The organism is Flavobacterium humidisoli (assembly GCF_023272795.1).
Classification (GTDB): domain Bacteria; phylum Bacteroidota; class Bacteroidia; order Flavobacteriales; family Flavobacteriaceae; genus Flavobacterium; species Flavobacterium humidisoli.
In genome coordinates, this window is record NZ_CP096829.1 from 4,458,954 (window position 1) to 4,484,541 (window position 25,588).

Sequence of the window (25,588 nt, forward strand, 5' to 3'; positions counted from 1 at the left end):
TTTTGTTAATTCGAATGTTTTAACTCATAATTTTCTTACATTTTTATATTATGTGTCCTACTTTGTCCGTTCTTCTGTGCCATGAAGTGCCGCAAGGTGCGTTTATGCGCCACCGTGTGCCATTTAGTGCCATAATTTGTCTTTTGAGGTACAAAAATTTGTACCTCGAAATTCGAGGTACAACTGGGGTACAAATTTTAGCCAAACAACACCTAAATATTCCAAAAAACAATCGAATAAAAAAAGAGCTAAAATGTTAATTACCAACATTTTAGCTATTTTTCTTGTTTTTATTTTGTGTTTTTTTGCGCCCTCTATTTGCCGATGCAGAAATTGGCAAAGATATTCCCTAGCAATTCGTCATTAGAAACCTGACCTGTAATAAGTCCAAATTGATATAAAGCTTCGCGAATATCAAGTGCCATAAGATCACTTGAAAGTCCAGATTCTAAACCGAATTTTACTTTTTGTATTTCATCTAAAGCTTTTAATAACGAATCATAATGTCTTGTATTAGTAACAATTGTTTCGTTATTACGAAGTGCTCCTGTATTAACAAAAGATAACAATTCATTCTTTAAATCCTCTACTCCTATTTTTTCTTTCGCAGAAATCAATAATAGTTTTGCATTTAAATTCTCCAATTTACTCGTGATATTTTGCACTTCATCATCTGATAAAATATCTCTTTTATTGACTACAATAAGTAGCGGTTTCAACGGGTATTTATTCTTGATCTGTTCTATTTCTGAAACAAAATCAGAGCTTGAAGCCTGAAATTTTAATCCGTCAAATAAATAAATCACAACTTGGGCTTGTTCTATTTTTTCGAATGTTTTCTTAATTCCGATGCTTTCTACAACATCTTTAGTATCACGAATTCCGGCGGTATCAATAAATCTAAATCCGATACCACCAATTACCAATTCGTCTTCAATGGTGTCACGAGTTGTTCCAGCAATATCCGAAACAATTGCTCTTTCTTCATTCAACAAAGCATTCAATAAAGTCGATTTACCAACATTTGGTTCACCAACAATAGCTACTGGGATTCCGTTTTTAATAACATTTCCAACAGCAAAAGAATCGATTAATCGTTTTAAAACAAATTCAATTCGGTTTAATAATTCATGAAACTGCGTTCTATCGGCAAACTCTACATCTTCTTCTGCAAAATCCAATTCCAATTCAATTAAAGAAGCAAAATTTAAAAGCTCTTCTCGAAGTTTGGCAATTTCATTACTAAATCCGCCTCGCATTTGCTGCATCGCGATTTGGTGAGAAGCCTCATTGTCCGATGAAATCAAATCTGCCACCGCTTCTGCCTGTGATAAATCTAATTTTCCGTTTAAAAAAGCCCTTAAAGTAAATTCTCCTGCATCTGCCATCCTACATCCATTTCGGAGCAATAACTGAATAATCTGCTGTTGAATGTAAGTTGATCCATGGCATGAAATTTCAATGGTATCTTCGCCCGTGTAAGAGTTCGGGCCTTTAAATACCGAAATCAAAACTTCGTCTAGAGTTTTGCTTCCATTTACAATATGCCCTAAATGAAGTGTATGCGTTTTCTGTTTGGTTAAGTCTTTGTTTTTAATAGATTTAAAAACCGAATTACCAATTGTAATAGCCTCGGCTCCAGAAATACGAATTATGGCGATAGCTCCAGCTCCCGAAGGTGTAGCTAAAGCAACTATAGAATCTTGATTTATCATGCTGCAAAGGTATAAAAAAAGGCTTAATTTCTTTTCTGCACAAACTTGTCCTCAATCAAATAAGAAATCTTTGCAATAATTAATATTAATAAATCATTAAGTGTTAAAATACTGATAAATATCAGGTTAATTTCTATGTATAATGAGTAAATTTGAGAGACAAACCTTAATCTTAAATACTATGAAAAAGATATTATTTCCAACCGATTTCTCTGACGCTGCTACCAATGCATTTGTTCATGCTTTAGAATTTGCTAAAGTTGTAAACGCCGAATTAATCTTACTTCATACATTCGAGATACCTGTTTACGACAGCCAGTTCTTTCCAGAAAATTATGCTTCTATATACAGTTCAATCGAGTTAGCAAAATTTGAAATGTTTAAAGATGAAATTCCAAAACTGCGAACTATTGCAGCCGAACGTAATTTAGAAGATATTGTAATCAAACATCGATTAATGGATGGTGATCTTATTTATAATCTTAAAAATGCGGTCGAAGAAGACCAAATAGATTTTGTGATTATGGGAACCAACAGTGCTTCTGACTGGACAAAATTCTTTACAGGTTCTAATACCGAATCTGTTATTTCTGGAGTTGAAGTGCCTGTTTTATGCATTCCTATTGATGCCAAATTCAAAAAAATAAAAACAATTGGTTTTACTACACGTTACCGCGAAAAAGACAAAAAAGAACTGAAAAAGATCTTGAAGATTGCTAAAAAAACCGATGCTAAGGTTAAAAGTTTGTATGTAAAAACATCAAATTCTGATGTTACAGATGAAACTAGAAAAGAATTTGAAAAAGAATTTGCTTTAGAAAATGTCGAGTTTTTAGTTTTGCCAAGTGATGATGTAAAAGAAACTATTCTAGATTTTATCCTTTACAAAGACATCGATGTTTTAACAACAATCACACATAAACGTTCTTTCTTTGAAAGTCTCTTCGATTCTAGTTTTTCAAAAAAAATAGCCAAAGAAGTAACAATTCCGATTTTGGTAATGCACGAAGATTAATTTCAATCCTTGATGATTTTGTAACTTAAAAGCTATATTTGTAGTTCAAGCAAAATAATCGAATGAAAGCATATCCAGACAACGTTGCAAAATACTCAGAACTCTATAATAAAACCAACAAAAAATACAACAGCATAAGCCTTTTGAGGCTATTAAGTATTTTTCTTTTTTTGTTTTTTATGTTTTATTACATCAAAACAGATCAAATACTTTATGTTATTCTAGCTGTTCTATCTTTTGCTGGTTTTATTTTTTTAATGAGAATACATTCGCAAGTATCTTTTCAAAGATTGCTTTTTGAGACGTTGCTAAAAATCAATCAGAAAGAAATTTCTTTTTTGAAAAGAGAAAAAACTTCTTTTGAAAATGGAGTGGAATTTATTGATTACCATCATCCGTATGCTTACGATCTGGATATTTTTGGAGAACATTCTTTATTCCAAAATCTAAACAGAACCGCTTCTTTTATTGGAAAAAAAACACTTGCAGAGTTATTACTTCATACTCTTCCTGAAACTGAAATTTTAGAAAATCAGGAAGATGTAAACGAATTAAAAAGTAAAATCGACTGGAGGCAAGAATTTCAGGCTTTGGCAATCATTAGCGAAGACTCAAAAGCATCTTATGAGGCCATAAAACATTGGACTTCTTTTACAAATAATTCTTTACCTAAAGTTTTAGTTGCGCTATCTTTTATTCTTCCTGTCACATTTTTCGGTTTTCTAGCAGCTTATTTTATTACATCAAAAACTATTATCCTTTCTTATTTAACTTATGTATTTATTGCCAATTTAATTGTTTTAGGAAGAGCTGTAAAGAGAATTCAATCGGAAATAGCAAAAGCAGATAATGTCGATAAAATTATAAAGCAATATAGTTTATTGATTGAAAAAATCGAACGCGAATCTTTCCAATCTAAAAAACTAATTCGTTTACAAGAACAGCTTAATTTTAAGAATGCCAAAGCAAGCCAGCATTTAAAACAGCTTTCGGAGTTGTTTTCGAGAATGGACACGATAAATAACTTTGTTACAGCAACTTTGTTTAATGGAACTTTTTTATTCAATCTCCATGTTTTAAGAGCACTTTTAAAATGGAAAGAAGATTATGCTTCTGAAATGAATCATTGGATTTCTATTATTGGCGAAATTGAAGCGTTAAACAGTCTGGCAAATTTGGCGTATAACAACGACGATTTTGTTTTCCCTGAAATCAATTCCGAATATAAAATCGAATTTAAAAATCTAAGTCATCCATTATTGAATCCTACTACAAGAGTTGGAAATGACACGCAATTTTTTCCGCAATCTTTTGTGATTCTGACTGGATCTAACATGTCAGGAAAAAGTACGTTTTTAAGAAGCTTGGGAATCAATATGGTGCTTGGCGGAATTGGCTCTGTTGTTTGTGCATCAGAAGCTAAGATTCATCCACTTCCAGTATTAGTTTCAATGCGACTATCTGATTCTCTATCTGATAGTGAATCTTATTTCTTTGCTGAAATTAAACGTTTAAAACAGATCATGGATGCACTTGAAAATCAGCTTGCTTTTGTTTTATTAGATGAGATTTTAAGAGGCACAAATTCCGATGACAAAAGAAACGGAACAATTGAAGTCGTGAAGAAGATAATTTCTAAAAAAGCAATCGGTGCAATCGCAACGCACGATATAGAAGTTTGTCTAACCACGAATGAATATCCTGAAATTTTAACCAATCAATGTTTCGAAGTTGAGATTCAAAACAACGATCTACATTTCGATTACAAACTCCGAAACGGAATCTGCAGAAATAAAAGTGCAACATTTTTAATGCAGAAAATGAACGTCATTTAATGGCTAATTGTGAAATGTGAAATTTAAAAAAAGCTTTGCCAAAGTTTAAACTTTGGCAAAGCTCCATATAGTTTCTTCTTGGTATTTGGATTTAAAAATTGAAATTATAGAAAATCAATTTTCTTCGTACATTTCCATCCACAAACGCGTTTCTTCCAGATCTAGTTCTTTTTCTATTTTCCTGAAGATTTCTTCGTTTACAGAGCCTGATTTATGCATCGATTCTAATTTAGCTCTTTCGACATTTAGCAGATCGATTTGAATTTTAGTAAAATCATTAAAAATTTCACCGCCAAGAAGTTTTCCATTTCCGAAGAAATTAGCCGGAAGTTCTGTCTTTTGCAGACGGTTGAATTTTACTTCGTATTTACTTTTAATGTTATGAAGCAGTTCATCATTCAGCAAAGAAAAATTATCTTCTATATGCGCAATAGTTTCTGAAACAATTACATTTCGAATATTATATTCTTCTGCAAGTATCGAATAACGTTCTATTTTTAACTTTTTAATAAGCCACGGAAGCGTCAATCCCTGTATCACCAAAGTGGAAAGAATAACGCAGAAAACCAAGTATATGATTAAATTTCGAAGCGGAAATTCTTCTGTTTTATTTAGCATTAACGGAAGCGCCAAAGCTGCCGCCATTGAAACCACACCGCGCATTCCAGACCAGCCAAAAATGATCATATTTCGATAATCAAAAGATTCTTTTTCTCGAATCCTTTTACTAATTATTCTTGGAATCATCGTTGCAGGAATAACCCATAAGAAACGAACTAAGATCACTACGATACTTATAACCGCTCCCCAAATAAATAATGAATTTCCCGAATAATTACTGATTCCTGCAATAATCTGCCTTAATTGAAGTCCGATTAAAATAAATATCAAACCGTTTAGAATATTATTGAGTACATCCCAAATTGTATTGGTCATAATTCGGCTTTCATGAGAAAAAATTGTTCCTGATCTCGCAGCCAAAAAAAGACCTGTTGTTACGACAGCCAAAACTCCCGAACCTTCAAAATGCTCGGCAAGCAAATACGAAGCAAATGGAGTCAATAACGTTAGTGTTACCTCGATAATATCATCACAAACAAATCTCTTATGGATATAATACATGATATAACCGACAGCTAAACCTATTGCTATACCCAAAACCGACATTAAGACAAAATTTAATCCAGCCTGCCATAAAACAAAGTTTCCTGCTGTAATTGCCGTAAGTGCATATTTATACGCTACAAGACCACTTGCATCGTTTACTAAACTTTCTCCCTCTAGAATGGCAATTAATCTCGGATTAAGCCCTAAACCTTTTGTAATGGCCGTTGCAGAAACTGCATCTGGAGGCGAAACAATAGCACCAAGTAAAAAGGCTAACGGCCAAGACATATCATCGATAAGCCAATGTGCAAAAACAGCAACTAGTCCTGTAGTGAAAAAGACCAACCCAACGGCGGCAAAAGTTATCGGACGTATGGATTGCTTAAAGTCAGACCAGCTCGTATGCCAAGCAGCGTGATACAAAAGAGGCGGTAGAAATATAATAAATACTATTTCTGGACTTAAAGCAATAACAGGAAGTCCTGGAACAACACTAATAATAACACCACACAAAACCAAAACAATCGGAATTGGAAAATTATATCTTTTACTAACAAGACTAAGAAATGCAACTCCAAAAAGCAGCATTATAATTACGGCAATATTCTCCATTTGAGCTGGTTGTTTATTGATTTTGGATTATAAAATGTGGGTACTAAATTAAGATTTTTATAGTCATTAATTAGCTTAACATTAAAAAAATAGAATCTCAATTTATTGACTTACATCAAAGTTTTTGGTTTTAAGCTGCTTTAGATTTGCTTTTATTATTTCTAAAAAAAATTATGATACATACAGAATTAAGTCCGTTAGTGCAATTTGGAATTTCGAGTAAAGAACGTGTTGAAAATGCTTTAGAACAGCTTAAAAGCGGAAAAGGCGTTTTGGTAACCGACGATGAAAACCGTGAAAACGAGGGCGATCTTATATTCTCTGCACATCATATGAACGCTCAGGATATGGCATTAATGATTCGCGAATGCAGCGGTATCGTCTGTCTTTGTCTTACTAATGAAAAAGCAAACGAATTAGAACTATCTTACATGGTAAAAGAAAATACCAGCAGTTTTCAAACTCCGTTTACCATTACTATTGAAGCTAAAAACGGAGTGACGACTGGAGTTTCGGCACAAGATCGAATTACCACTATAAAAACAGCGATTGCAACAAATACAAAACCGGAAGATTTGGCAAAACCTGGACATATTTTTCCGCTTAGAGCAAACGATAATGGCGTTTTAGGAAGAAATGGCCACACCGAAGGAAGTGTAGATTTAATGAAATTAGCAGGATTGCAACCCGAGGCTGTTCTTTGTGAGTTGATGAATGAAAACGGAAGCATGGCTAAACTGGACAAAATCATTAGCTTTGCACAAGAACACGATTTGGTTGTTTTATCTATTGAAGATATTATTTATTACCGCAAATTCGTTAGAGATTACTATTAAATGATATACGAACAGCTTAGCAATTCCATTCGAAAAAGCATTACTATTTCTGATGAAGATTTAGAAACCATTCTCTCCTATTTTAAACTTATTAAAAAAGAAAAAAATGAGATTTTGCTGGCGCAAGGGCAAATCAGTCAGGAGACTTTTTTTGTTGCAAAAGGCTGTCTGCGCATCTTTTTTATTAACGAAGAAGGAAAAGATGCAACCCGATATATTGCATTCGAAAACCAATTTGCTACAGCTTTAGTCAGTTTTATTACCAAAATGCCAGCTGCAGAAAACATTCAGGTTGTAGAGAAATCAGAATTGCTGACTATTTCTCATGAAGATTTTAATCATTTAATGAAAATTATTCCCGAATGGAGAACATTTTACAGCAATTATTTGGAAAAAGCTTATGTAAATAATGCCAATCGTTTAATGTCGTTTACTACTATGGATGCTTTAGAAAGGTACAATCAGCTTTTAAAAATTAATCCTGCAATCGTAAAACGGCTTCCTAATAAAATTGTAGCTTCTTATATTAATATTTCTCAGGAAACTTTGAGTAGGTTGAAGTCGAAAGTTTAGATAAAATACTCTTTATTTGCATCGAAAATTTAATCTAACTCTCTAAGATCTTATTATCTACTTCAAAAAAACATGAATAGAAAAAACGGAATTGATTTCTTCAGACTCATTGGAGCATTAGCGGTAATGTGTATTCATGCATCGTACGGAAACTTAAGCTACGAATACGTATCTAATTTGAGATTATTTTCACGCTGGGCCGTTCCATTTTTTTTCCTTACATCTGGTTTTTTCTTAGGTCCAAAAATTGAATACAACAGTCTTGATTTTAAGCGAATACAAAAGAATGTAAGCCAGTTAATTTCTATTATATTGGTATCTTCCATAATTTACCTACCAATATGTTTTAAAACTAAAAACATGCCTAAAAATATTGCCGATTTATTAGTCGGCATTCAGCCTCACCTATGGTTTGTGGGATCCTTATTAACAGGCTATATTGCAATTTGGTATTTATACTTTATTAAAAAAAATAAAATACTACCTTACAGTTCTATTTTTATTTTACTCGTCGCATTGCTAATCGATTCATATGACCAATTCTTTCATAAAAATATAGGCTTTTTTTCGGTTAGGTTTGTATTATCAATTCCCTTTATGTATATCGGAATTATTGCTTCAAAAAAAAATATTTATCAAGTAAGCAACAAATTATTAATTGGAATGATTTTAATTGGCTTTGCTATCCAATATTTTGAAGCGGAACTATTTTTAAAACTTTTTAGTTATCCAAAAATCAAACATCAATTTTTAATCGGAACAATAATCACTTCTATTCCCTTATTTATTTTCACTTCTAAAATAAATCTTCCAGAAAATAGATTTTCAGAATGGGGCAGAAAGTATTCGCTTTTTATCTATTTATATCATCCAGCTATCTATTTCTTAATGTCACAAAATCTTAATAAATTAATTCCTCTCTATTCTGATTATGTCATGATGTTTTCTCCAATTATCGGTTTTATTATCCTGATAGCTCTTGCAATATTTTTAGAAAAATATTTACCTAAACTTTCTAATATCTTAAACGGAAATCTATAAGACATAGATTTTTATACTATAAAAAAGCCGAATCTTAATTTTAGATTCGGCTTTTTGATTTTTATGATTCACAACTGCTACAAGAAACGAGACTTGTAACAAGTTCTTTAGAAACACTTTGACTTCTTTGGTAGTATAAACTTTTAACTCCTTGCTGCCAAGCTTCGATCATTAAACGGTTTACATCTTTAATTGCCAATTCTGCTGGAATATTAAGATTTAAACTTTGTCCCTGATCAACAAATTTCTGACGAATTCCAGCTTGCTGTACAATTTCTAACTGGCTGATTTCTTTGAATGTTTTGAAAACATCTTTTTCCTGCTGAGTCAATTGTTCCATGTGCTGAACACTTCCTCCGTTTAGCATAATTCCTCTCCAAACTTCTTCGTTATCTAAACCTTTTTCTTCCAACAGTTTTTTAAGGTATTTATTTTTACGCATGAAATTACCTTTACTTAATCCTGCTTTATAATAATTACTGCTGAAAGGCTCAATTCCTGGTGAAGTTTGCCCTAAAATTGCAGAAGATGAAGTAGTTGGTGCAATTGCCATTGTGGTTGTATTACGTCTTCCGTAACCTTTTAACAATTCTGGTTCACCGTAAATTCTAGCCAATTCTTGACTTGCTTTATCGGCTTTATCGCTAATATGTTTAAAAATTTCTGTAGTTTTCATTTTAGCTTCCATTCCTTCAAACGGAATCATGTTTTTCTGCAAATAAGAATGCCATCCTAAAACGCCTAAACCTAATGCACGGTGTCTTTTAGCAAATTTATTCGCTGCAGAAAGATAATAATTTCCTTCTGTTTTTTCTATAAATTCCTGTAAAACGGCATCTAAGAAAAAGATCGCTAATTTTACTGCTTCAGTATCTTTCCATTCTTCATATAATTCCAAATTCATTGAAGAAAGACAGCAGATAAATGATTCGTCATGAGTTGATGGAAGCATAATCTCACTGCACAAATTACTGGCATTGATTCTTAAATTTTGATCTTTATAAACTTGCGGTTTATTTTTATTTACGTTGTCACTAAAGAAAATATAAGGCAACCCTTTTTGCTGACGGCTTTCCAATACTTTCGCCCAAATTTGTCTTTTTTCTGCATCTCCATCAATCATTTCTTGCATCCAGTAATCTGGTACACAGATCCCTGTAAACAAGTTCTGAATTGGGTTTCCAATACTTTTAATTTTCAGGAATTCTTCAATATCTGGATGATCTACATCCAAATAAGCTGCAAATGCACCACGACGAACTCCGCCTTGCGAAATAGTATCCATAGCTGTATCAAAAAGCTTCATGAAACTTACTGCTCCACTGCTTTTTCCGTTATCGGTTACCGCACTTCCACGTTCACGCAATTCACCAAAATAACCAGAAGTTCCACCACCGATTTTAGTCTGCATGATCACTTCTCCAAGCTTATGTGTAATTCCTTCAATTTTATCCGGAACATGCACATTAAAACAAGAAATTGGCAACCCTCTTTCTGTTCCCATATTTGCCCAAACTGGCGAACTGATACTCATCCAACCTCTTTCGATCATTTCCATGAAAGACTCTTTCAATTCTGGTTTGTAAAGCCTTTTGGCTGCGGCAGTACAAATTCTATCAATTGCTCCTTCTACAGTTTCTCCTTTTAGAAGATAACCGCGATTTAAAATCTGTTCACTTTCAGAATTTTTCCACCACATTTTACTGTCGTTTTGTGGCTCAAAATTGTTATTTGCTGGGTTTGTGTCTATCGTATTCATAATGTATTATGGGCTTGTATTAGAAAAGATCGTTTGCTGTGATACTCTTGTCGTGTTTTGTATATTCTACTGGACGTTTCGCAAAGAAATCATCTAAACTGTTTGCAAAAACTTCTTCTTCAAACCAAGTCATTTTTGAATATTCTTCTGGAGAAACATTAAAGATAGTTTCGATATTGATTTGTTTCAAACTTTCATCAATTCTAAATTTCATAAAGTTTACCAAATCCTCTTTGTTTATTGTTTCAACCGCTCCATTTTCAAAAATCCAATCTAAAATATCTGCTTCAACAGAAATTGATTCTCTAACCGTTTCCCTAATTAATTCTAAAGTCTCTGCGTCGAAATATTCTGGAAACTCTTCACGAATTTTATTAATGATATAAATTCCGCCATTAGCATGAATTTGCTCATCGATTGATGTCCAAGCAATAATATTGCTCACATTTTTCATATATCCTTTGAATCTTGTGAATGACAATAAAATAGCAAATTGGCTGAAAAGAGAAACGTTTTCAATCAAAATACTGAACAAAATCAGTGACACCATGTATTTTCTGTTGTCCTGAGACTTCGTGTCTTTCAATACATTCGAAAGATAATCTACACGTCTGCGAATTACAGGAACATCCAATAGCTTTTCAAATTCATCATTATATCCTAAAACTTCCAACAAACGAGAATAGGCTTCAGAATGTCTAAATTCGCATTCTGCAAAAGTAGTTCCCAAACCATTAAATTCTGGTTTTGGAAAATGTTCGTATATATTACCCCAAAAACTTTTTACAGCTACCTCAATTTGTGCAATAGCCAATAAACTATTTTTAATTGCTGTTTTTTCTGCCAAATCCAAATGCGCATGAAAGTCTTGTGTGTCGGCAGTAAAATCTACTTCAGTGTGTACCCAATAAGCTTTATTAATAGCTTCGGTAAATTGCAGAACCTCAGGATATTCAAAAGGTTTATAGTTGATTCTTTTATCAAAAATTGACATATATATAGAGTTTTAAGTGACTATTTTGAAATAAAAATACGAGCGCTTATTTGGGGAGGATTAGCGTGATTTCTATATTTACAAATTTAGCCCACAGTTATTGTTTTGTCCACTTTTAGATGTTAAAAAACCGCTCAATTATCAACAGTTTTAAAACTTCAAAAAATCAGGATGAAGCAAATTTTATCAACATGAAAATATGGTTCTGTAATCTACAATGAGCTAGGAGTTTCCCTAAAAATAATGCTAAGTTATCAACATGAAAAAAAGTGCTTTTTGAGGTCGAAAACCAAAACAGTTATCAACATCCGATTTGAAAAAAGAGAAATTTCAAATCGAATTTCAAATTTAAAAAACGTCATTTATTAATAATAATTCTAAATAATAAAAGCGCTATAGAAATCATAATTCGCTTTATTACAAATATTTACAATAAATTAAATATTAAAATTGTAAAGAATTGCAATAAAATCAGCATCGGAGAAATGAATTAGTAGCACAAACACTAGCTTTCCAACTTAGTACATATATAAAGTTGGAAAATCATCGAAAAGCATTTTTTCCCCTTCTAAAAAGAGATCGAATTAAAACAAAATTAAAATTTACTTAAGAGATTCTTAATTTTTAGAAAAATAGCATCTATTTGCCCTTTTACAGCAAATTATTCTTGGTTTAAGAATATTAATTTTTACATTTGCTTTTATTTTTATTTATTCTAAATAGAACGAAATATTCTCAAAAAATAAATTTAATCTTGTACAATTCAATAACCATAAATTATCGAAATATGAAAAAGAATCTTTTCGTTTCTTTTGCATTTGCTGTTACTTTATTTGTAAGTGCTCAGCAAAAAAACGCGTTGCTAGATGCAGCTTTCTGGAAAACTTCACCTACTGTTGAAACGGTTCAGGCAGAAATCGCTAAAGGAAATAATCCAGCTGAAGCGAATGCAAACGCATTTGATGTTACAACGTTGGCCATTAATAATGATGCTCCTTTTGCAACTATCAAGTTTTTAGTAGAGCAACCCGGAAATTCGATCACAAAATTAACGCATGATAATCGTATCTACCTGCACTGGGCAGCATATAGAGGAAATACAGAATTGGTTCAATATTTAATTGCTAAAGGTTCTGATATAAATTTTGAAGACAGCCACGGAACTGCTCCTGCAGATTTTGCAGCTTCAAACGGACAGTCAGATGCTGCGCTGTACGACGCTTTTTTTAAAGCTGGACTTAATCCGACAAAAAAATATGCAAATGGAGCAAACCTTTTACTATTAGCCATTGCTTCTGATAAAGATTTAAAAGCTGCAGAATATTTTGCTACTAAAGGAATGTCATTAAAGGATGTTGATAATGATGGAAATACTGCTTTTACTTACGCTGCAAGATCTGGTAATATTGCTCTTTTGAAAAAACTTTTAGAAAAAGGAATTAAACCAACTAACAATGCACTTTTATTTGCTGCGCAAGGAAGCCGTAGAGAGACTAATACTTTAGAAACTTATAAATATTTGGTTGAAGAAGTAAAAATTAAACCGTCTTTTCAAAATAAATCGGGACAAAATGTTTTACACTTTCTGGCTGGAAAACCAAATCAGACTGAAATAATTAAATATTTCTTAGGAAAAGGTGTTGATGCAAACATAGCCGATAAAGAAGGAAACACGCCAATTATGGTAGCAGCTGGAGCTAGAGAAACTGCTGTTTTAGAGTTGTTTCTTCCTTCTATTAAAAACATAAATGCACAAAATTTAAAAGGGGAATCGGCTTTGACTTTTGCTGTTAGAAATGGAACTCCTGAAGCTGTAAATTTACTTTTGGCTAAAGGTGCAGATGTAAATGTAAAAGACAAAGACGGAAATAATTTAGGTGTTTATTTAGTACAATCTTATCGTCCTGCAGGAAGAGAAAAAGCAGCAATAGATTCTTTTGATGCTAAAGCCAAATTACTTCAAGACAAAGGATTAAACCTTGCCGCTGCTCAAAAAGACGGAAACACTTTATATCATATAGCTATTACTAAAAATGACGTGTCCCTTCTTAAAAAAATCACTGATTTAAAAGTAGATATCAACGCCAAAAATAAAGATGGTTTAACAGCTTTACACAGAGCGGCAATGACTTCTAAAGATGATGCTATTTTAAAATATTTAGTTTCAGCAGGAGCAAAAAAAGACATCAGCACGGAGTTTGACGAAACGGCTTATGCTTTAGCAAAAGAAAATGAACTGCTTACAAAAAATAATATCTCAGTTGAGTTTTTAAAATAAACACTTTAAATTTCAAAAAATAAAATTCCAAATTCCAATAAAACAATATGAAATCTATATTTAAAATTGCTCTTTCAAGCGCTTTTATATTCCTTGTTTCTCTAAATGCAAATGCACAATCAAGCAAATACAAATGCATGCTGCAGATGAACAACTATATGGGAGAAGGTGCTTATATCGTTGTTTCTCTTGTTAATTCGGCTGGTGAGTACGAAAAGACACTTTATGTAATGGGCGATGATAAAAAATGGTACAAATCATTAAAAGAATGGAACAAATTCCATACTCAAAAAAATGACGATATCAGCGCTAAAACTGGTGCTTCTGTAACCGGCGGAGACCGCAGTGTAACAACAATCGAAATTGAAAACTCTAAAATCAATAAAGGCTATAAACTTCGTTTTGAGTCGGCTGTTGAAGACCAGAAATACTATGTAAGCGATCTGGAAATTCCGCTTACAACAGAAGCTATGGCTGATAAAACAGAAGGTAAAGGTTACATTAAATATGTAAGGTTAAACAAAATATAATCTTTAGTACATTATTTTTTAAACTTATAATAAGTACAAATTTTATTTTTGTGCTTAGAATTAAAATCTGAGCTTTGTCATTGTTTTAAACTTTGACAAAGCTTTAAACGTTTTATAATAGAATACACTCAATGACTCTTTCTTTCTGGCGTTACGCACACTTGGCTTTAGCCTTATTTTCTTCTCTTTTTTTGCTTTTGGCTTCGGTAACAGGAATCATTCTGGCAGTCGATGCAGTTCAGGAAAAAACACTTCCATACAAAGCAGAAGATTTTAATAAAATAACTTTAGGCGAAACGTTGCCAATTTTAAAGAAAGTGTATCCTGAAATTACAGAATTGAGTGTAGATTACAATCAGTTTGTAACACTTCAGGCCATTGATGCTGATGGAAATGACATTAAAGCATACATTGATCCAAAAACGGGGAAAACATTAGGAACTCCTGCAAAGAAAACCGAATTCATCAATTGGATTACGAGTTTGCACCGTTCACTGTTTCTTCATGAAGCAGGACGATTTTTTGTGGGTGTAATTTCTTTTTGTTTATTTCTAATATCAATTTCTGGTTTTGTGCTAGTTTTAAAAAGACAGCGCAGCATCCGAAATTTCTTTTCTAAAATAATCAAAGAATACTTTGCACAATATTATCATGTGCTTTTAGGAAGATTGGCTTTAATTCCGATTTTGATTATTTCTCTTACAGGAACTTATTTATCGCTAGAAAGATTCAACTTTTTTATGGGCGAAGAAAAAACAAAACCCGTAAAAACAGAACTTTCAGACAAAGCCAAAACAACTTCAATTTTCAATACCACTTTATTATCTGATGTAAAGAAAATTGAATTTCCTTTTACTGATGATCCCGAAGAATATTATATTATAGAATTGAAAGACAGAGAGGTTGAAGTAAATCAAGTTACAGGAGCTGTAATTTCTGAAAAGCTTTCGCCAATGAGAACTCAATTTGCGGCATTAAGTTTAGATCTTCATACGGGAAGAATTAACGGAATCTGGGCTGTAATTTTAGCGATCGCTTGCATCAATATTTTATTCTTTATTTATTCTGGTTTTGCCATTACTTTAAAAAGAAGATCAAGTCGAATTAAGAATAAATTTAAAGCTAACGAAAGTACTTTTATACTTTTGGTTGGTTCAGAAAATGGAAGCACGTTCCGATTTGCCAATTCCATTCAGAAGCAATTAATCAGTAATGGACAAAAAGTTTTTGTTAGCGAACTAAATAAATTTTCGTCTTATCCGAAAGCAGAACACATTGTTGTTTTTACTTCAACTCATGGTTTGGGAGATGCCCCTTCTAACGGAACGCAATTCAAAACTTTATTAGAAAGACAAAATCAAGATCAGAACATTAATTTCTCCGTGGTCGGTTTTGGTTCTAAATCATATCCTGATTTTTGTCAATTTGCTATTGAAATTGATCAGCTTTTAGAAAATCAAAAATGGGCAGATCGTTATTTAGATTTGCAGACGGTAAATGATAAATCGGCTGTTGAATTTGTGGAATGGGTGAAATTATGGGGTGAAAAAACGGGAATTCCATTGGCTACAACTCCATCATTATACAACCATGTTCCAAAAGGTCTGCAAAAATTAATGGTTTTGGATAAAACACCAATTTCTGAAACTGAACACACTTTTATTCTGACTTTAAGAGCAAATGCAAGAGCTAAATTTAGTTCGGGCGATTTATTGGCAATTTATCCAGCCAACGATTCTAGAGAGCGCCTCTACTCTATCGGGAATCATTCTGGAAATATTCAATTGGTTGTAAAATTGCATCCAAACGGATTGGGTTCTGGTTTTTTGAATGCTTTAGAACCAGGAAATGTAATAAAAGCTCAGATTGTAAAAAATCCTGCTTTTCATCTTCCAAAGAAAGCGCAAAAAGTGGCTTTTATCTCTAACGGAACGGGTATTGCACCATTCTTGGGAATGATCGAACAAAACAAAGCAAAACAGGAACTTCATTTATATAGCGGATTTAGGATGGAAACGCCAACTTTAATGGCTTATAAAAAATTTGCTGCTATAATGATGCAAAAAGAGCATTTGGATAATTTTCATGTGGCTCTATCTCGTGAAGCTGAGCATATTTATGTAATGGATTTAATCAAAAGAGATTCATCGTTCTTTACCAATTTATTCAAAAAAGGCGGTGTCGTTATGATCTGTGGTTCACTCGCCATGCAGAAAGATGTTGAGGCTATTTTAAGCGAATTGTGTTTAGCAAAAGGATTAAAAACACTGGAAGAATATAAAGCCAACAAACAATTTTTGACGGACTGTTATTAGAGTAATTTTAGATTTTAGATTTTAGATTTTACATTTTCAACTTTTCACTTTTGACTTTTAACTAGATTTTCATGTATAAATTAGTATCCTATAGAATTTCATTGTTTTTTGTAATTATTTGCTGCTTTTCGGCATATTCGCAAGTATTACGAAAAAGAACGACGCTTTTGATGGGCGGACGTTTTGATATTTCTATTGTAGATAAAGATTCTATTTCGGCAGAAAAAAATATAGAAGAAGTTATTGCAGAAATTACAAGAATTGAATATTTAATCTCCGACTGGAAACCTAATTCTCAAGTTTCTGAAGTCAATCAGAATGCTGGAATAAAACCCATAAAAGTAGATCGAGAAGTTTTTGAATTGACTAAAAGAGCGATTCAGTTTTCTGAAATTACCAATGGTGGTTTTGACATTAGTTTTGCCGCAATGGACAGGATTTGGAAATTTGACGGTTCGATGACCGAAATGCCTTCGGCGGAAGCCATAAAAAAATCGGTTGAAAAAGTGGGCTATAAAAATATCATTCTAGACAGTACAGCATCGACTATTTTCTTGAAATTGAAAGGAATGAAAATTGGTTTTGGCGCTTTAGGCGAAGGCTATGCAACTGATAAATGTCGATCCATGATGATTGAAAAAGGTATTCAAGCCGGAATTATAAACGGATCTGGAGATATGAGCACTTGGGGAAAACAGCCCAACGGAAAAGATTGGAAAATCGGAATTACAAATCCGTTTAAGCCTGAAAAGATTTTGGCCGCTGTTCCTTTAATAGACGGCGCTGTAACGACGTCGGGCAGTTATGAAAAGTTTGTTGTTTTTAACGGAAAACGTTATTCTCATATTATAAATCCTGCAACTGGTTATCCTGCAACAGGTTTGTGCAATGTTACCGTATTTGGTCCAAATGCCGAAACTGCCAACGGATTAAGTACTTCTATGATGGTTTTAGGTCAGAAAGAAGGCTTGCTTCTGCTTCAAAAATTTCCCAATTATAGTTGTGTCATGATTACTGATAAAGGGAAGATTGTTAAGTCTAAAAACTTCTCTTATAAGATGTAAATCGTTAGTGGTGAAATGTCAGATGCAGAATGTGAATTGTGCCTCTATTTGTCTTCCCGAGCTAAATAAAATTTTATTTTGAGTTTTTTATCACAAAATTTGTCATTTCGACGAAAGGAGAAATCTCACTAGTAATTCGACATAGATTGGCGATATACCAAGCGGAATCTCTTGTGTGATTTCTCCTTTCGTCGAAATGACAAAAAACTTAAAATTTGCGTCTTAACAATCGGGATTGCGAGATTATTTTATTTCAATTAACAATAATATACTTTGCATATGTCCTTTGACTTCTTTTAGGAAGACAAAGAAAGCGCAATTAACAATTAGTAGTTTACGTTTCACGTTTTTAATTTACATTTTACATTTTACATTCCACAACCAACCCTCAACATTAAAATAACATTAGAATCTTCCACTCAATTCTAATAATCTTCTAATTGCTTTATTTAGATTAAATTTAAATTATCATATAAGTTTGCAGCACTTTTATTTGCAGACTCAATATGAGAACAATTTTACTTCTATTTTTATTTACCATTTCAGCTTGGTCACAAACCGGAAAAATTACTGGAAAAGTCTATTTTGCTAATAATGAAACTGCTTTTGGCGCATCTGTTCAAATTGCAGGAACGAAAAAGTTTGTTGTAGTCGATAATGACGGCCAGTTTGAAATAAAAGGTTTGGCTTACGGAAGCTACAACTTGGAAATTTCTTCTATGGAGGCTAAACCAAAAACAATAAATATCTCTGTTAATCGTCCGTTGCACCAGATCAATATTGCATTAGAAAAATTAACAGATCCGAAAGCGCTAAAAGAAGTAAAAATTGAGAAAAAAACCTTCAAAAAAGACATTATAGAAAAAGGTTTTGCAGTTAATGTCATTGAAACGCAGGAAGCTGCTAAAAGAAACTTGCAAACTAATGATTTATTAGACCGTTCAGGCGGTGTTAGAATCAGACAAAATGGAGGTTTAGGTTCTGCTGTTACTTACAATATTAACGGAATGTCTGGAAATGCTATCAGAATTTTTATTGACGGAGTTCCTATTCAGACTTATGGCGCATCTTTTAGTTTAAATAGTATTCCGCCAGCTTTAATTGAAAGAATTGAAGTTTTTAAAGGAGTGGTTCCTGCTTATTTAGCCGATGATTCACTTGGAGGTGCAATCAATGTAGTTTTGAAAAAAGGCGCCAAAAACAGTTTAAGTGCTTCTATTTCATACGGTTCTTTTAATACCGTTCAATCTAATGTTAATGCTTCTTATAGAGATAAAAACGGATTCACAGTAAAGGCAAATGCTTTTCAAAATTACTCTGACAATGATTATGAAGTTTGGGGCAAATGGGTGTACAACATAGCGCCAAACGGTCGTTACGAATACATTCGCGCCAAGCGATTTGAAAGCATGTACCGATCTTTTGGAGGAAGATTAGAAGCTGGTTTTACCAATGTAGATTGGGCAGACAATCTTCTTATTAGCTACAATGGCTCTCAAGATTATAATCAGATTCAGCATGGGCAATACATGACAAAACCTTATAAAGGGCGTTTTAGTGAATCTGCAGCAAATGTTTTTAGTTTGAATTATAGTAAAAGAAATTTTTTAATTAAAAATCTTGATTTTTCTCTTATTACTGTTTATAGCCATAGAAACGATGTAATCAACGATACCGTGAAATGGAATTACAATTGGAATGGCGAAAAAGCACTTGGTCTTTACGGCCAACCCATTTTAACGAATACTGGAGCACAACAGGGCGCTCCAACTATCAATCATATGAAATCGGATATTTTTAATACTCGTGCGGGTTTAAATTATGCTATTACCGAAAATCACAAAGTGCTTGTTAATGTAATGACCTATATTCTTGACCGAAATGATTTTGATGAAATGCAGCCGGAAATTACACGAAATTTTGTCATTACTAGAGATTTAGCCAAGACCGTTTCTTCTTTTGCTTATGAAATGACAGCGTTTCAATCTCGAATGAGAGCAAATCTTTTCGTAAAAAACTACAATCTCAAAAATGAACAGAGAGATCCGCAAGTTGTCACCGAAAATGGTCAGAATGTTGTAAAAGAAGTCATTACTTCTAAAAGAACAAATTATACGGGTTATGGAATTGCCGCTTCTTATTCTATTCTTCCAAAAGTAATGGTGATGGCTTCTGCTGAAAAAGCAATCAGGCTTCCATCAGAAAATGAAATATTTGGTAATCCTGGAGAGAATATCATCAGTAATTCTGGTCTAAAACCTGAACAGAGCAATAATTTTAATGCCGGCTTGCGATTTGGTCCTTACGAAATGAATAATCATAAGCTTACCGTTTCAGGAAATGCTTTTTGGAGAAATACCGAAGACAAAATTGTCCGTCAGATTAGTGATCGTGTCAATGAAGCCATTCAAGCTTCTCCGTTTGTCAATTTAGGAAAAGCACAGTCTGTTGGTTTTGAAGCTTCTTTTCAATATTCTTACCACAATCGATTTTTTGCTGGGATGAATCTTTCAAAATTCAATTCGCTGTTTAGAGACAAATACGATAAAAACGGAAACATTCTGCCCAATTACAATAAACAGCTTCCTAATGAACCTTTCTTCAATTTAAATGCGAATCTTCAGTACAACTTTAGAAATATAATTCAGAGCAAATCTGAGCTTAATCTCTATTACTACTGCGGTTATGTAGCTCCGTTTTATACTTCTTGGCTTGAAACCGATAGAACTACAGCCCAGTTTCCTCAAGATTTAGGTTTGAGCTATGTTTTTCCGAACAAACAGTTCACGGTAAGTTTTGATGCGAGAAATGTATTTGACGAACAGGTTTATGACAATTTTGCTGCTCAAAAACCAGGAAGAGCTTTTTATTTAAAACTCAACTATACCTTAAATAAATTTTAATCACTCAATTAATAACTAATTTTTAAATGCAATAAAGATGAAAAAAAACACATTTAAATTATTTACATCTAGCTTACTCGTTAGTGCATTTGCATTGACTACGGCTTGCAGTAGCGACGATAATAAAAATTCAGAACCAGTTAATCCTGTTACAGAAGGACGTTGGATTACGGTTGCGGGAGCAGTAATGCAGACAGATCCAGGTGACGGAAATGGTGGTACAAAAGTGTACGCGATCAGCAAAGAAAACGCAATTGATCCTAACTTTTCTGTAAATGTTTACGATCAGGGTGTACCGGTTCAATCTAGCAGAACGGCGCGTTTGCAATCTTCTGTAGATGGAAGCACGCTTTTCAATATCACTTATACTGGTGCTAATGGTGGCGAATTTATGACGTACAAAGTAAACGGAGGAAACAATTTTGCTCAATCTGATGCTAAGGTAAATATTTCTCAATATGCTGGTACTTCGCCGAGATGGGTAAAACTTTTTGATGGTGACAAAACTGGTGTTGCAGTAAACGTGGCAACTCCAATTGTTAATGTAAACGAAGACAAGTCATACAAAAATACAAGAGGAAAAGCTACTGTATTGTCTTTAGACATGAAACAGACTTTAATTTCTGCTTACAAACAATACGATATTCCATTGACTGCTGAAGAAGAAGCACAAGGACACCATATTTTCCGTTTAGATGCCCCAACATTGAACAAAGCAGGAAACAAATTAATTATTGGAACTTGGATGCGTAAAACGAATACTGCTGATCCATCAAAAAACGAAAGCACATTTACACGTTTAGGTTCAAAATCTGTTGTGGTTGATTATCCTTCTTTGGAAAATCCTGTGGTAATTACTTCAAAAGTTGGATTTGGAGATACTAGCGGTTACAGAAGTTTCAACAGCTTTGTGGCTACTGACGGAAACATTTACCAAGCTACGCAAAGAGATACTCAAAAAGGTTCTTATATCTTAAAAATTAACCAAAACAATCAATATGACGATAATTATGTATTTAGCTTAGATACAGCTTTAGGAATCAAAGGAAGTTATATTGATGCTTGGAGATATGTTGGAAACGGAATTGCTTACGCGGTATATACTTTTGAAGGAACTAATCAAGGTTATGTAGCTAGATTAGATTTGAATGCAAGAACTGCTCAAAAAGTAGAAGGCATTGACTACGACGCTGACTTAGATTTTGGACAATACCAAGGTTTTGTTGTAGATGGAAACAGTTTCTACATCGCAGTAACACCAGTTGGAAAAGATGGAAACATTTATGTAATTGATATTCCTTCGGGGAAAGTTACTAAAGGTGCTAAATTGATAAACAAACCAGGAAACCACTACATTGGGGTATTCTAAAAATATACGACTGTGAAAACAGTTTGTGGAAAATTCATCACTTGAGTTTTTTTTTAATCGAACATTCCGCTTCTATTTATAGTAAGCGGAATGTTTTTTTTATGATTAGAATTTTGAAGCAAATTCTTTAGCAAAATCTACTAGTTTGATTTTTCCTGTCGCTTTTCCATCATTGTTTAAGAAATCTGAAGCAATGGTTTCGTTTCGTAATCCAGTTCCCATTTCGGTGTATAAACCTGCCATTTCTTCTGGAACTCCCGCTTGTGTCATTCCGCCGAAATATTGTTCGTCTGTAAATTCGATCCAAGGAAGTTCTGGTTTATCGATAGCAGATCCAAAAGCTTTTACAATTTCTGAAGGTGTTTTTACATCACTAATGATATAACGAATGTTTTTACCGTATTGAGTTTTCTGTAATTCTTCAGCTGCAGCTGCTGCAATATCTTCTGGATGCACTAACGGAATACAATTGTCTACTGGAAAATTGGCTCCCATTATCCCCGCTCCTTTTATCATCGGAATATCGTTAAAGAAATTAAGGTAGAAATATCCCGCTCTTAAAAACGTGATAGAAGCATCTAACTTTTCGTAAATCTTCTCAATATTATACAAACCTGCAATTGGTCCGTTTCCTGCTGGCAAATCGGCCCCAATGCTGCTTAACATTACCACTCTCTTAATGTTGGCTGTTTGGATTGCTTTCGCAAAAGCGGCACCAGCATCGGTAGTGTTTTTAATGATATTTACTCCACCCATATTTGGAGGTGTCATGGCAAAAAGAGCATCTGCTCCAGCAAACGCTTTAGAAAGAAAATCGGCATCGCTAACCGATCCTATTGCTGCTTTTGCTCCTAAATTTTCGATTGCGTTTTTACGATCCGCATTGCTACTGACAACGGTTACATCGTGTCCTGATTGTACTAATTGAGCCGTTAATGGCTTTCCTATGTTTCCTAATGAACCTGTGATTATAATTTTCATCTTAAAATGTTTTTTTATTTAACAAGACAAAGGTATCTTTGTACTTACTTTTATACAAGTACTTACCCTAAAGTATGTATCATGACAGCAATTAAAGAATCGTCTACTATTCAGGAAAACAAGCAGTATGCGTTGGAAAAATGCCCTGTAACCTTTGTTATGGAGAAAATTGGAGGCTACTGGAAACCTATTATTTTATATCATTTATCGACTGGAGATAAACGTTACAGCGAATTGAAAAGAGCAATTCCGGCTGTGACAGAAAAAATGCTTATTCAGCATTTAAAACAATTAGAAGCAGATGGATTGGTCATTCGTGAGGCAAAACCTGTTGTTCCACCATTTGTAACTTATAAATTAAGCCATGCAGGAACTGGCTTAATGCCTGTTATTGATGCCATGGCTTCTTGGGCTTTTAAAGTAAAAGACGGCGTCTATAGCATTTAATAGATAGCATATTAAGGAAGCAAACACTGTAATTGATAAAACTTGACATAAAAAAACACCATTTGTAAGGAATGAATGATGTTTTATTAAATCGCTACTTCTTTGTATTTACCACTTTCAAGGTATTCTATAACTTTTATAAGGTTCTCATAGTACGTAAGTAAATCATTACGTCCATTCTGGATAGCGTTATATATTCTTGTTTTATACATTTTAGTAAACTCATCATATCTTTTATTATTGTTGCATAATTTCATTATAATAATGGCTTTAAAAAAAGGCTCTTTAAAAAAATATTTACTCCAATTTGTCCAATCATATTTCTCCAATATTTTATCATTTAAATCTTGTATGGTAAGAAAATTATCAAAAAAAGTTAAATGATGTTTCTGGATATAAGCATTCATATTACTAACTGCTTCTGTGATATTGCTTAAAACCATTTGACCGTTTTCAAATACCTTTTCATGAGTCAATTCGTTTGGAGAGTTAATGGCAGGTTTCATTACATTTGCTAACGTATCTTCGCAATATAAAATAAATTCCAATGAATCACCGAAACTTCCATAAGTACGGGAGTTTGGCAAAATTGCATCTAAAATTTTTTCAACTGATTTAAAACTTACATAAGATGCGATATCTTCTTTACACACTGTAATAGGGTCTAAATTATGGAGATTATAGCCAAAACCATAATTTATAGCATCGTATTTATCTTCCGTTTCTCTATAAAACACACCTCTATTGCAATCCTGCATATATTCTAAATGTTGGAAACCTAATTTTATAAGATTGATATCTTTCAAAATCAGTTTCTCAATCTGTTCGAATTTTTCCTTATCTATTATCAAATGTTAATTGGATTTTTAGTTTGTATTTTATAATGCTATTCAGAGTCCTTGTAAAAAAGATTCTTCTTTTTTTGAACGAAGAATAAATATGCTTTATAATTTTATTCAAAAATAAATCAAAAATATAAATATAAAAAAAGCTTCGGATTTCCTTGAAACTTTTTGTCTAAAAAAGAAGCAACAGCACTCGAACCAAATTATGCTTTTAAAATGAAAGACGGCGTCTATAGCATTTAATAGATACCGTCTTTTTTCAAGCAACAAAAACTAATTAACTTATTTTTTAATTGAAAACTACTCTGTTTTAATTTTGTTTAATAAAAATGAGAGCTTCTTTGTAATTGGCTATTTCTATTAATGCATTAAAAATATATTTAGCCACTAATGCTCCTCCTTCTGAATTAATTAATTCAATATCATCGTCTGGCGTATGGTACTGTGGATGTCCACCTGTATGAAATCCAACTGCCGAAATCGATTCTTTGTAGAAAGAAACATGATCAGAGCCGCCAACATCGCCAGCAAATACGATCGGATTTAATCCACTGTTTTCCTGCAGTTTTTTCATTAATTCTACTCCGTTCGGAAAAGTTCCTGCCCCACCCATATAAAGCTCTTTTTTCTCATTTAATCTTCCGACCATATCCATATTGAGCATCACTTTTACAGCTTCTTTTGGAACTGGAAGATGATTAATGAAATACTTTGAACCCAACAATCCTTCTTCTTCTCCGCTAAAAGAAATAAAAATGATGCTTCGTTTTGGTTTTATTTTTTGTTTTGAAATTTCTTCTAAAATGCACAGTAAAGCCGAAACGCCAGAAGCATTATCATCTGCTCCATTATGAATGGCAAAAGCTTCTTTCTTTTTACTTCCAGAACCTTGTCCACCCCAGCCCCAGTGATCATAATGTGCCCCAATTACAATGTATTCGTTCTTTAAAGTAGAATCTGAACCTTCGATATAGCCTACAACATTTTGCGTAGCCACACTATCCGATTTCATTTTATTGATTCCTTCTTTAACAAAAAGTTTGAAAGGCTGATAATAAGAATTACCGAATTCTTTTAAACCATACTTTTTAAAATACTTCTCAATATAAGTTGTTGCTTTATTATTCCCTTTTGTTCCTGGGAAACGTCCTTCTAATTGATCTGATGAAAGATATTTGTCATGTTTGTAAAAGGTCTCCGCTTTTTGGGCATTCACGAAAGTGCAGCAAAAAATTACGGCCGTAAAAAAAAGTTTTAATTTCATAATTGGTTAGCTATAGAATGGAACGCGGATGACACGGATTTGCTTTGCAAAGACGCGGATTTTTACTGATTTAAAATATTTTTTTTAACACATAGAAATATAGCT

The 25,588-nt window shown here is 33.2% G+C and carries 19 protein-coding genes; 12 read left to right on the forward strand and 7 right to left on the reverse strand.

Annotated features, from left to right (window positions below):
• Positions 1 to 314: 314 nt before the first annotated feature.
• Positions 315 to 1,715 carry a tRNA uridine-5-carboxymethylaminomethyl(34) synthesis GTPase MnmE gene (gene mnmE / locus M0M44_RS19105; protein ID WP_248727125.1) on the reverse strand — a complete coding sequence of 467 codons (1,401 nt, stop codon included), beginning with the start codon at positions 1,713 to 1,715 and terminating at the stop codon, positions 315 to 317.
• Positions 1,716 to 1,896: 181 nt separating this feature from the next.
• On the opposite strand from mnmE, the gene M0M44_RS19110 reads away from it, so the two are divergent.
• Positions 1,897 to 2,730: a universal stress protein gene (locus tag M0M44_RS19110; RefSeq protein WP_248727126.1), complete on the forward strand. Its 834-nt coding sequence runs from the start codon at positions 1,897 to 1,899 to the stop codon at positions 2,728 to 2,730.
• A 62-nt stretch (positions 2,731 to 2,792) separates the two neighbouring features.
• Complete coding sequence (locus M0M44_RS19115; protein WP_248727127.1) at positions 2,793 to 4,565, forward strand: MutS-related protein; 1,773 nt, start codon at positions 2,793 to 2,795, stop codon at positions 4,563 to 4,565.
• Between the two features lie 114 nt (positions 4,566 to 4,679).
• Here M0M44_RS19115 and M0M44_RS19120 read toward each other — a convergent pair whose 3' ends face one another.
• A complete protein-coding gene (locus M0M44_RS19120) occupies positions 4,680 to 6,284 on the reverse strand; it encodes a Na+/H+ antiporter (protein ID WP_248727128.1) in 1,605 nt (534 codons plus the stop codon).
• A gap of 173 nt (positions 6,285 to 6,457) precedes the next feature.
• Between M0M44_RS19120 and ribB the strand changes: the two genes are divergently transcribed.
• The 3 genes from ribB (at position 6,458) to M0M44_RS19135 (ending at position 8,734) form a co-directional block, all read left to right on the forward strand.
• A complete protein-coding gene (gene ribB / locus M0M44_RS19125) occupies positions 6,458 to 7,120 on the forward strand; it encodes a 3,4-dihydroxy-2-butanone-4-phosphate synthase (protein WP_248727129.1) in 663 nt (220 codons plus the stop codon).
• A complete protein-coding gene (locus M0M44_RS19130; protein ID WP_248727130.1) occupies positions 7,121 to 7,693 on the forward strand; it encodes a Crp/Fnr family transcriptional regulator in 573 nt (190 codons plus the stop codon).
• Between the two features lie 72 nt (positions 7,694 to 7,765).
• A complete protein-coding gene (locus M0M44_RS19135; protein ID WP_256469711.1) occupies positions 7,766 to 8,734 on the forward strand; it encodes an acyltransferase family protein in 969 nt (322 codons plus the stop codon).
• A 61-nt stretch (positions 8,735 to 8,795) separates the two neighbouring features.
• Here M0M44_RS19135 and M0M44_RS19140 read toward each other — a convergent pair whose 3' ends face one another.
• Positions 8,796 to 10,493: a ribonucleoside-diphosphate reductase subunit alpha gene (locus tag M0M44_RS19140; RefSeq protein ID WP_248727131.1), complete on the reverse strand. Its 1,698-nt coding sequence runs from the start codon at positions 10,491 to 10,493 to the stop codon at positions 8,796 to 8,798.
• A gap of 19 nt (positions 10,494 to 10,512) precedes the next feature.
• Positions 10,513 to 11,487, reverse strand: coding sequence for a ribonucleotide-diphosphate reductase subunit beta (locus tag M0M44_RS19145; RefSeq protein WP_248727132.1), 975 nt, complete (start codon positions 11,485 to 11,487; stop codon positions 10,513 to 10,515).
• A 787-nt stretch (positions 11,488 to 12,274) separates the two neighbouring features.
• On the opposite strand from M0M44_RS19145, the gene M0M44_RS19150 reads away from it, so the two are divergent.
• From M0M44_RS19150 to M0M44_RS19175, 6 genes are all read left to right on the forward strand, one after another.
• Entirely contained in the window at positions 12,275 to 13,765 is a 1,491-nt protein-coding gene (locus M0M44_RS19150; protein ID WP_248727133.1) for an ankyrin repeat domain-containing protein, read from the forward strand.
• A gap of 47 nt (positions 13,766 to 13,812) precedes the next feature.
• The gene (locus M0M44_RS19155) at positions 13,813 to 14,295 is read left to right on the forward strand and encodes a DUF2271 domain-containing protein (protein WP_248727134.1); all 483 of its coding nucleotides are present in this window, start codon (positions 13,813 to 13,815) and stop codon (positions 14,293 to 14,295) included.
• Positions 14,296 to 14,426: 131 nt separating this feature from the next.
• The gene (locus M0M44_RS19160; RefSeq protein WP_248727135.1) at positions 14,427 to 16,610 is read left to right on the forward strand and encodes a PepSY domain-containing protein; all 2,184 of its coding nucleotides are present in this window, start codon (positions 14,427 to 14,429) and stop codon (positions 16,608 to 16,610) included.
• 71 nt (positions 16,611 to 16,681) lie between these two features.
• Positions 16,682 to 17,674: an FAD:protein FMN transferase gene (locus M0M44_RS19165; protein ID WP_248727136.1), complete on the forward strand. Its 993-nt coding sequence runs from the start codon at positions 16,682 to 16,684 to the stop codon at positions 17,672 to 17,674.
• Positions 17,675 to 18,180: 506 nt separating this feature from the next.
• On the forward strand, positions 18,181 to 20,577 hold the full coding sequence (locus M0M44_RS19170) for a TonB-dependent receptor (protein WP_248727137.1): 2,397 nt from the start codon (positions 18,181 to 18,183) through the stop codon (positions 20,575 to 20,577).
• A 37-nt stretch (positions 20,578 to 20,614) separates the two neighbouring features.
• Positions 20,615 to 21,946, forward strand: coding sequence for a hypothetical protein (locus M0M44_RS19175; RefSeq protein ID WP_248727138.1), 1,332 nt, complete (start codon positions 20,615 to 20,617; stop codon positions 21,944 to 21,946).
• Positions 21,947 to 22,051: 105 nt separating this feature from the next.
• Here the strand turns inward: M0M44_RS19175 and M0M44_RS19180 are convergent, their stop codons facing one another.
• Positions 22,052 to 22,927: an NmrA family NAD(P)-binding protein gene (locus M0M44_RS19180; protein ID WP_248727139.1), complete on the reverse strand. Its 876-nt coding sequence runs from the start codon at positions 22,925 to 22,927 to the stop codon at positions 22,052 to 22,054.
• An 81-nt stretch (positions 22,928 to 23,008) separates the two neighbouring features.
• Here M0M44_RS19180 and M0M44_RS19185 point away from each other — a divergent pair, with 81 nt between their 5' ends.
• Positions 23,009 to 23,374, forward strand: a complete 366-nt coding sequence (locus tag M0M44_RS19185) for a winged helix-turn-helix transcriptional regulator (protein WP_248727140.1) — start codon at positions 23,009 to 23,011, stop codon at positions 23,372 to 23,374.
• Positions 23,375 to 23,460: 86 nt separating this feature from the next.
• Here the strand turns inward: M0M44_RS19185 and M0M44_RS19190 are convergent, their stop codons facing one another.
• Both M0M44_RS19190 and M0M44_RS19195 read right to left on the reverse strand, forming a co-directional pair.
• Complete coding sequence (locus tag M0M44_RS19190) at positions 23,461 to 24,225, reverse strand: hypothetical protein (RefSeq protein ID WP_248727141.1); 765 nt, start codon at positions 24,223 to 24,225, stop codon at positions 23,461 to 23,463.
• 304 nt (positions 24,226 to 24,529) lie between these two features.
• Complete coding sequence (locus M0M44_RS19195) at positions 24,530 to 25,483, reverse strand: M20/M25/M40 family metallo-hydrolase (RefSeq protein WP_248727142.1); 954 nt, start codon at positions 25,481 to 25,483, stop codon at positions 24,530 to 24,532.
• Positions 25,484 to 25,588: the final 105 nt, after the last annotated feature.

Bases quoted from the DNA above. Each gene is read 5' to 3' on its own strand.
- mnmE (WP_248727125.1), bottom strand. From the start codon at position 1,715: ATGATAAATCAAGATTCTATAGTTGCTTTAGCTACACCTTCGGGAGCT.
- M0M44_RS19110 (WP_248727126.1), top strand. From the start codon at position 1,897: ATGAAAAAGATATTATTTCCAACCGATTTCTCTGACGCTGCTACCAAT.
- M0M44_RS19115 (WP_248727127.1), top strand. From the start codon at position 2,793: ATGAAAGCATATCCAGACAACGTTGCAAAATACTCAGAACTCTATAAT.
- M0M44_RS19120 (WP_248727128.1), bottom strand. From the start codon at position 6,284: ATGGAGAATATTGCCGTAATTATAATGCTGCTTTTTGGAGTTGCATTT.
- ribB (WP_248727129.1), top strand. From the start codon at position 6,458: ATGATACATACAGAATTAAGTCCGTTAGTGCAATTTGGAATTTCGAGT.
- M0M44_RS19130 (WP_248727130.1), top strand. From the start codon at position 7,121: ATGATATACGAACAGCTTAGCAATTCCATTCGAAAAAGCATTACTATT.
- M0M44_RS19135 (WP_256469711.1), top strand. From the start codon at position 7,766: ATGAATAGAAAAAACGGAATTGATTTCTTCAGACTCATTGGAGCATTA.
- M0M44_RS19140 (WP_248727131.1), bottom strand. From the start codon at position 10,493: ATGAATACGATAGACACAAACCCAGCAAATAACAATTTTGAGCCACAA.
- M0M44_RS19145 (WP_248727132.1), bottom strand. From the start codon at position 11,487: ATGTCAATTTTTGATAAAAGAATCAACTATAAACCTTTTGAATATCCT.
- M0M44_RS19150 (WP_248727133.1), top strand. From the start codon at position 12,275: ATGAAAAAGAATCTTTTCGTTTCTTTTGCATTTGCTGTTACTTTATTT.
- M0M44_RS19155 (WP_248727134.1), top strand. From the start codon at position 13,813: ATGAAATCTATATTTAAAATTGCTCTTTCAAGCGCTTTTATATTCCTT.
- M0M44_RS19160 (WP_248727135.1), top strand. From the start codon at position 14,427: ATGACTCTTTCTTTCTGGCGTTACGCACACTTGGCTTTAGCCTTATTT.
- M0M44_RS19165 (WP_248727136.1), top strand. From the start codon at position 16,682: ATGTATAAATTAGTATCCTATAGAATTTCATTGTTTTTTGTAATTATT.
- M0M44_RS19170 (WP_248727137.1), top strand. From the start codon at position 18,181: ATGAGAACAATTTTACTTCTATTTTTATTTACCATTTCAGCTTGGTCA.
- M0M44_RS19175 (WP_248727138.1), top strand. From the start codon at position 20,615: ATGAAAAAAAACACATTTAAATTATTTACATCTAGCTTACTCGTTAGT.
- M0M44_RS19180 (WP_248727139.1), bottom strand. From the start codon at position 22,927: ATGAAAATTATAATCACAGGTTCATTAGGAAACATAGGAAAGCCATTA.
- M0M44_RS19185 (WP_248727140.1), top strand. From the start codon at position 23,009: ATGACAGCAATTAAAGAATCGTCTACTATTCAGGAAAACAAGCAGTAT.
- M0M44_RS19195 (WP_248727142.1), bottom strand. From the start codon at position 25,483: ATGAAATTAAAACTTTTTTTTACGGCCGTAATTTTTTGCTGCACTTTC.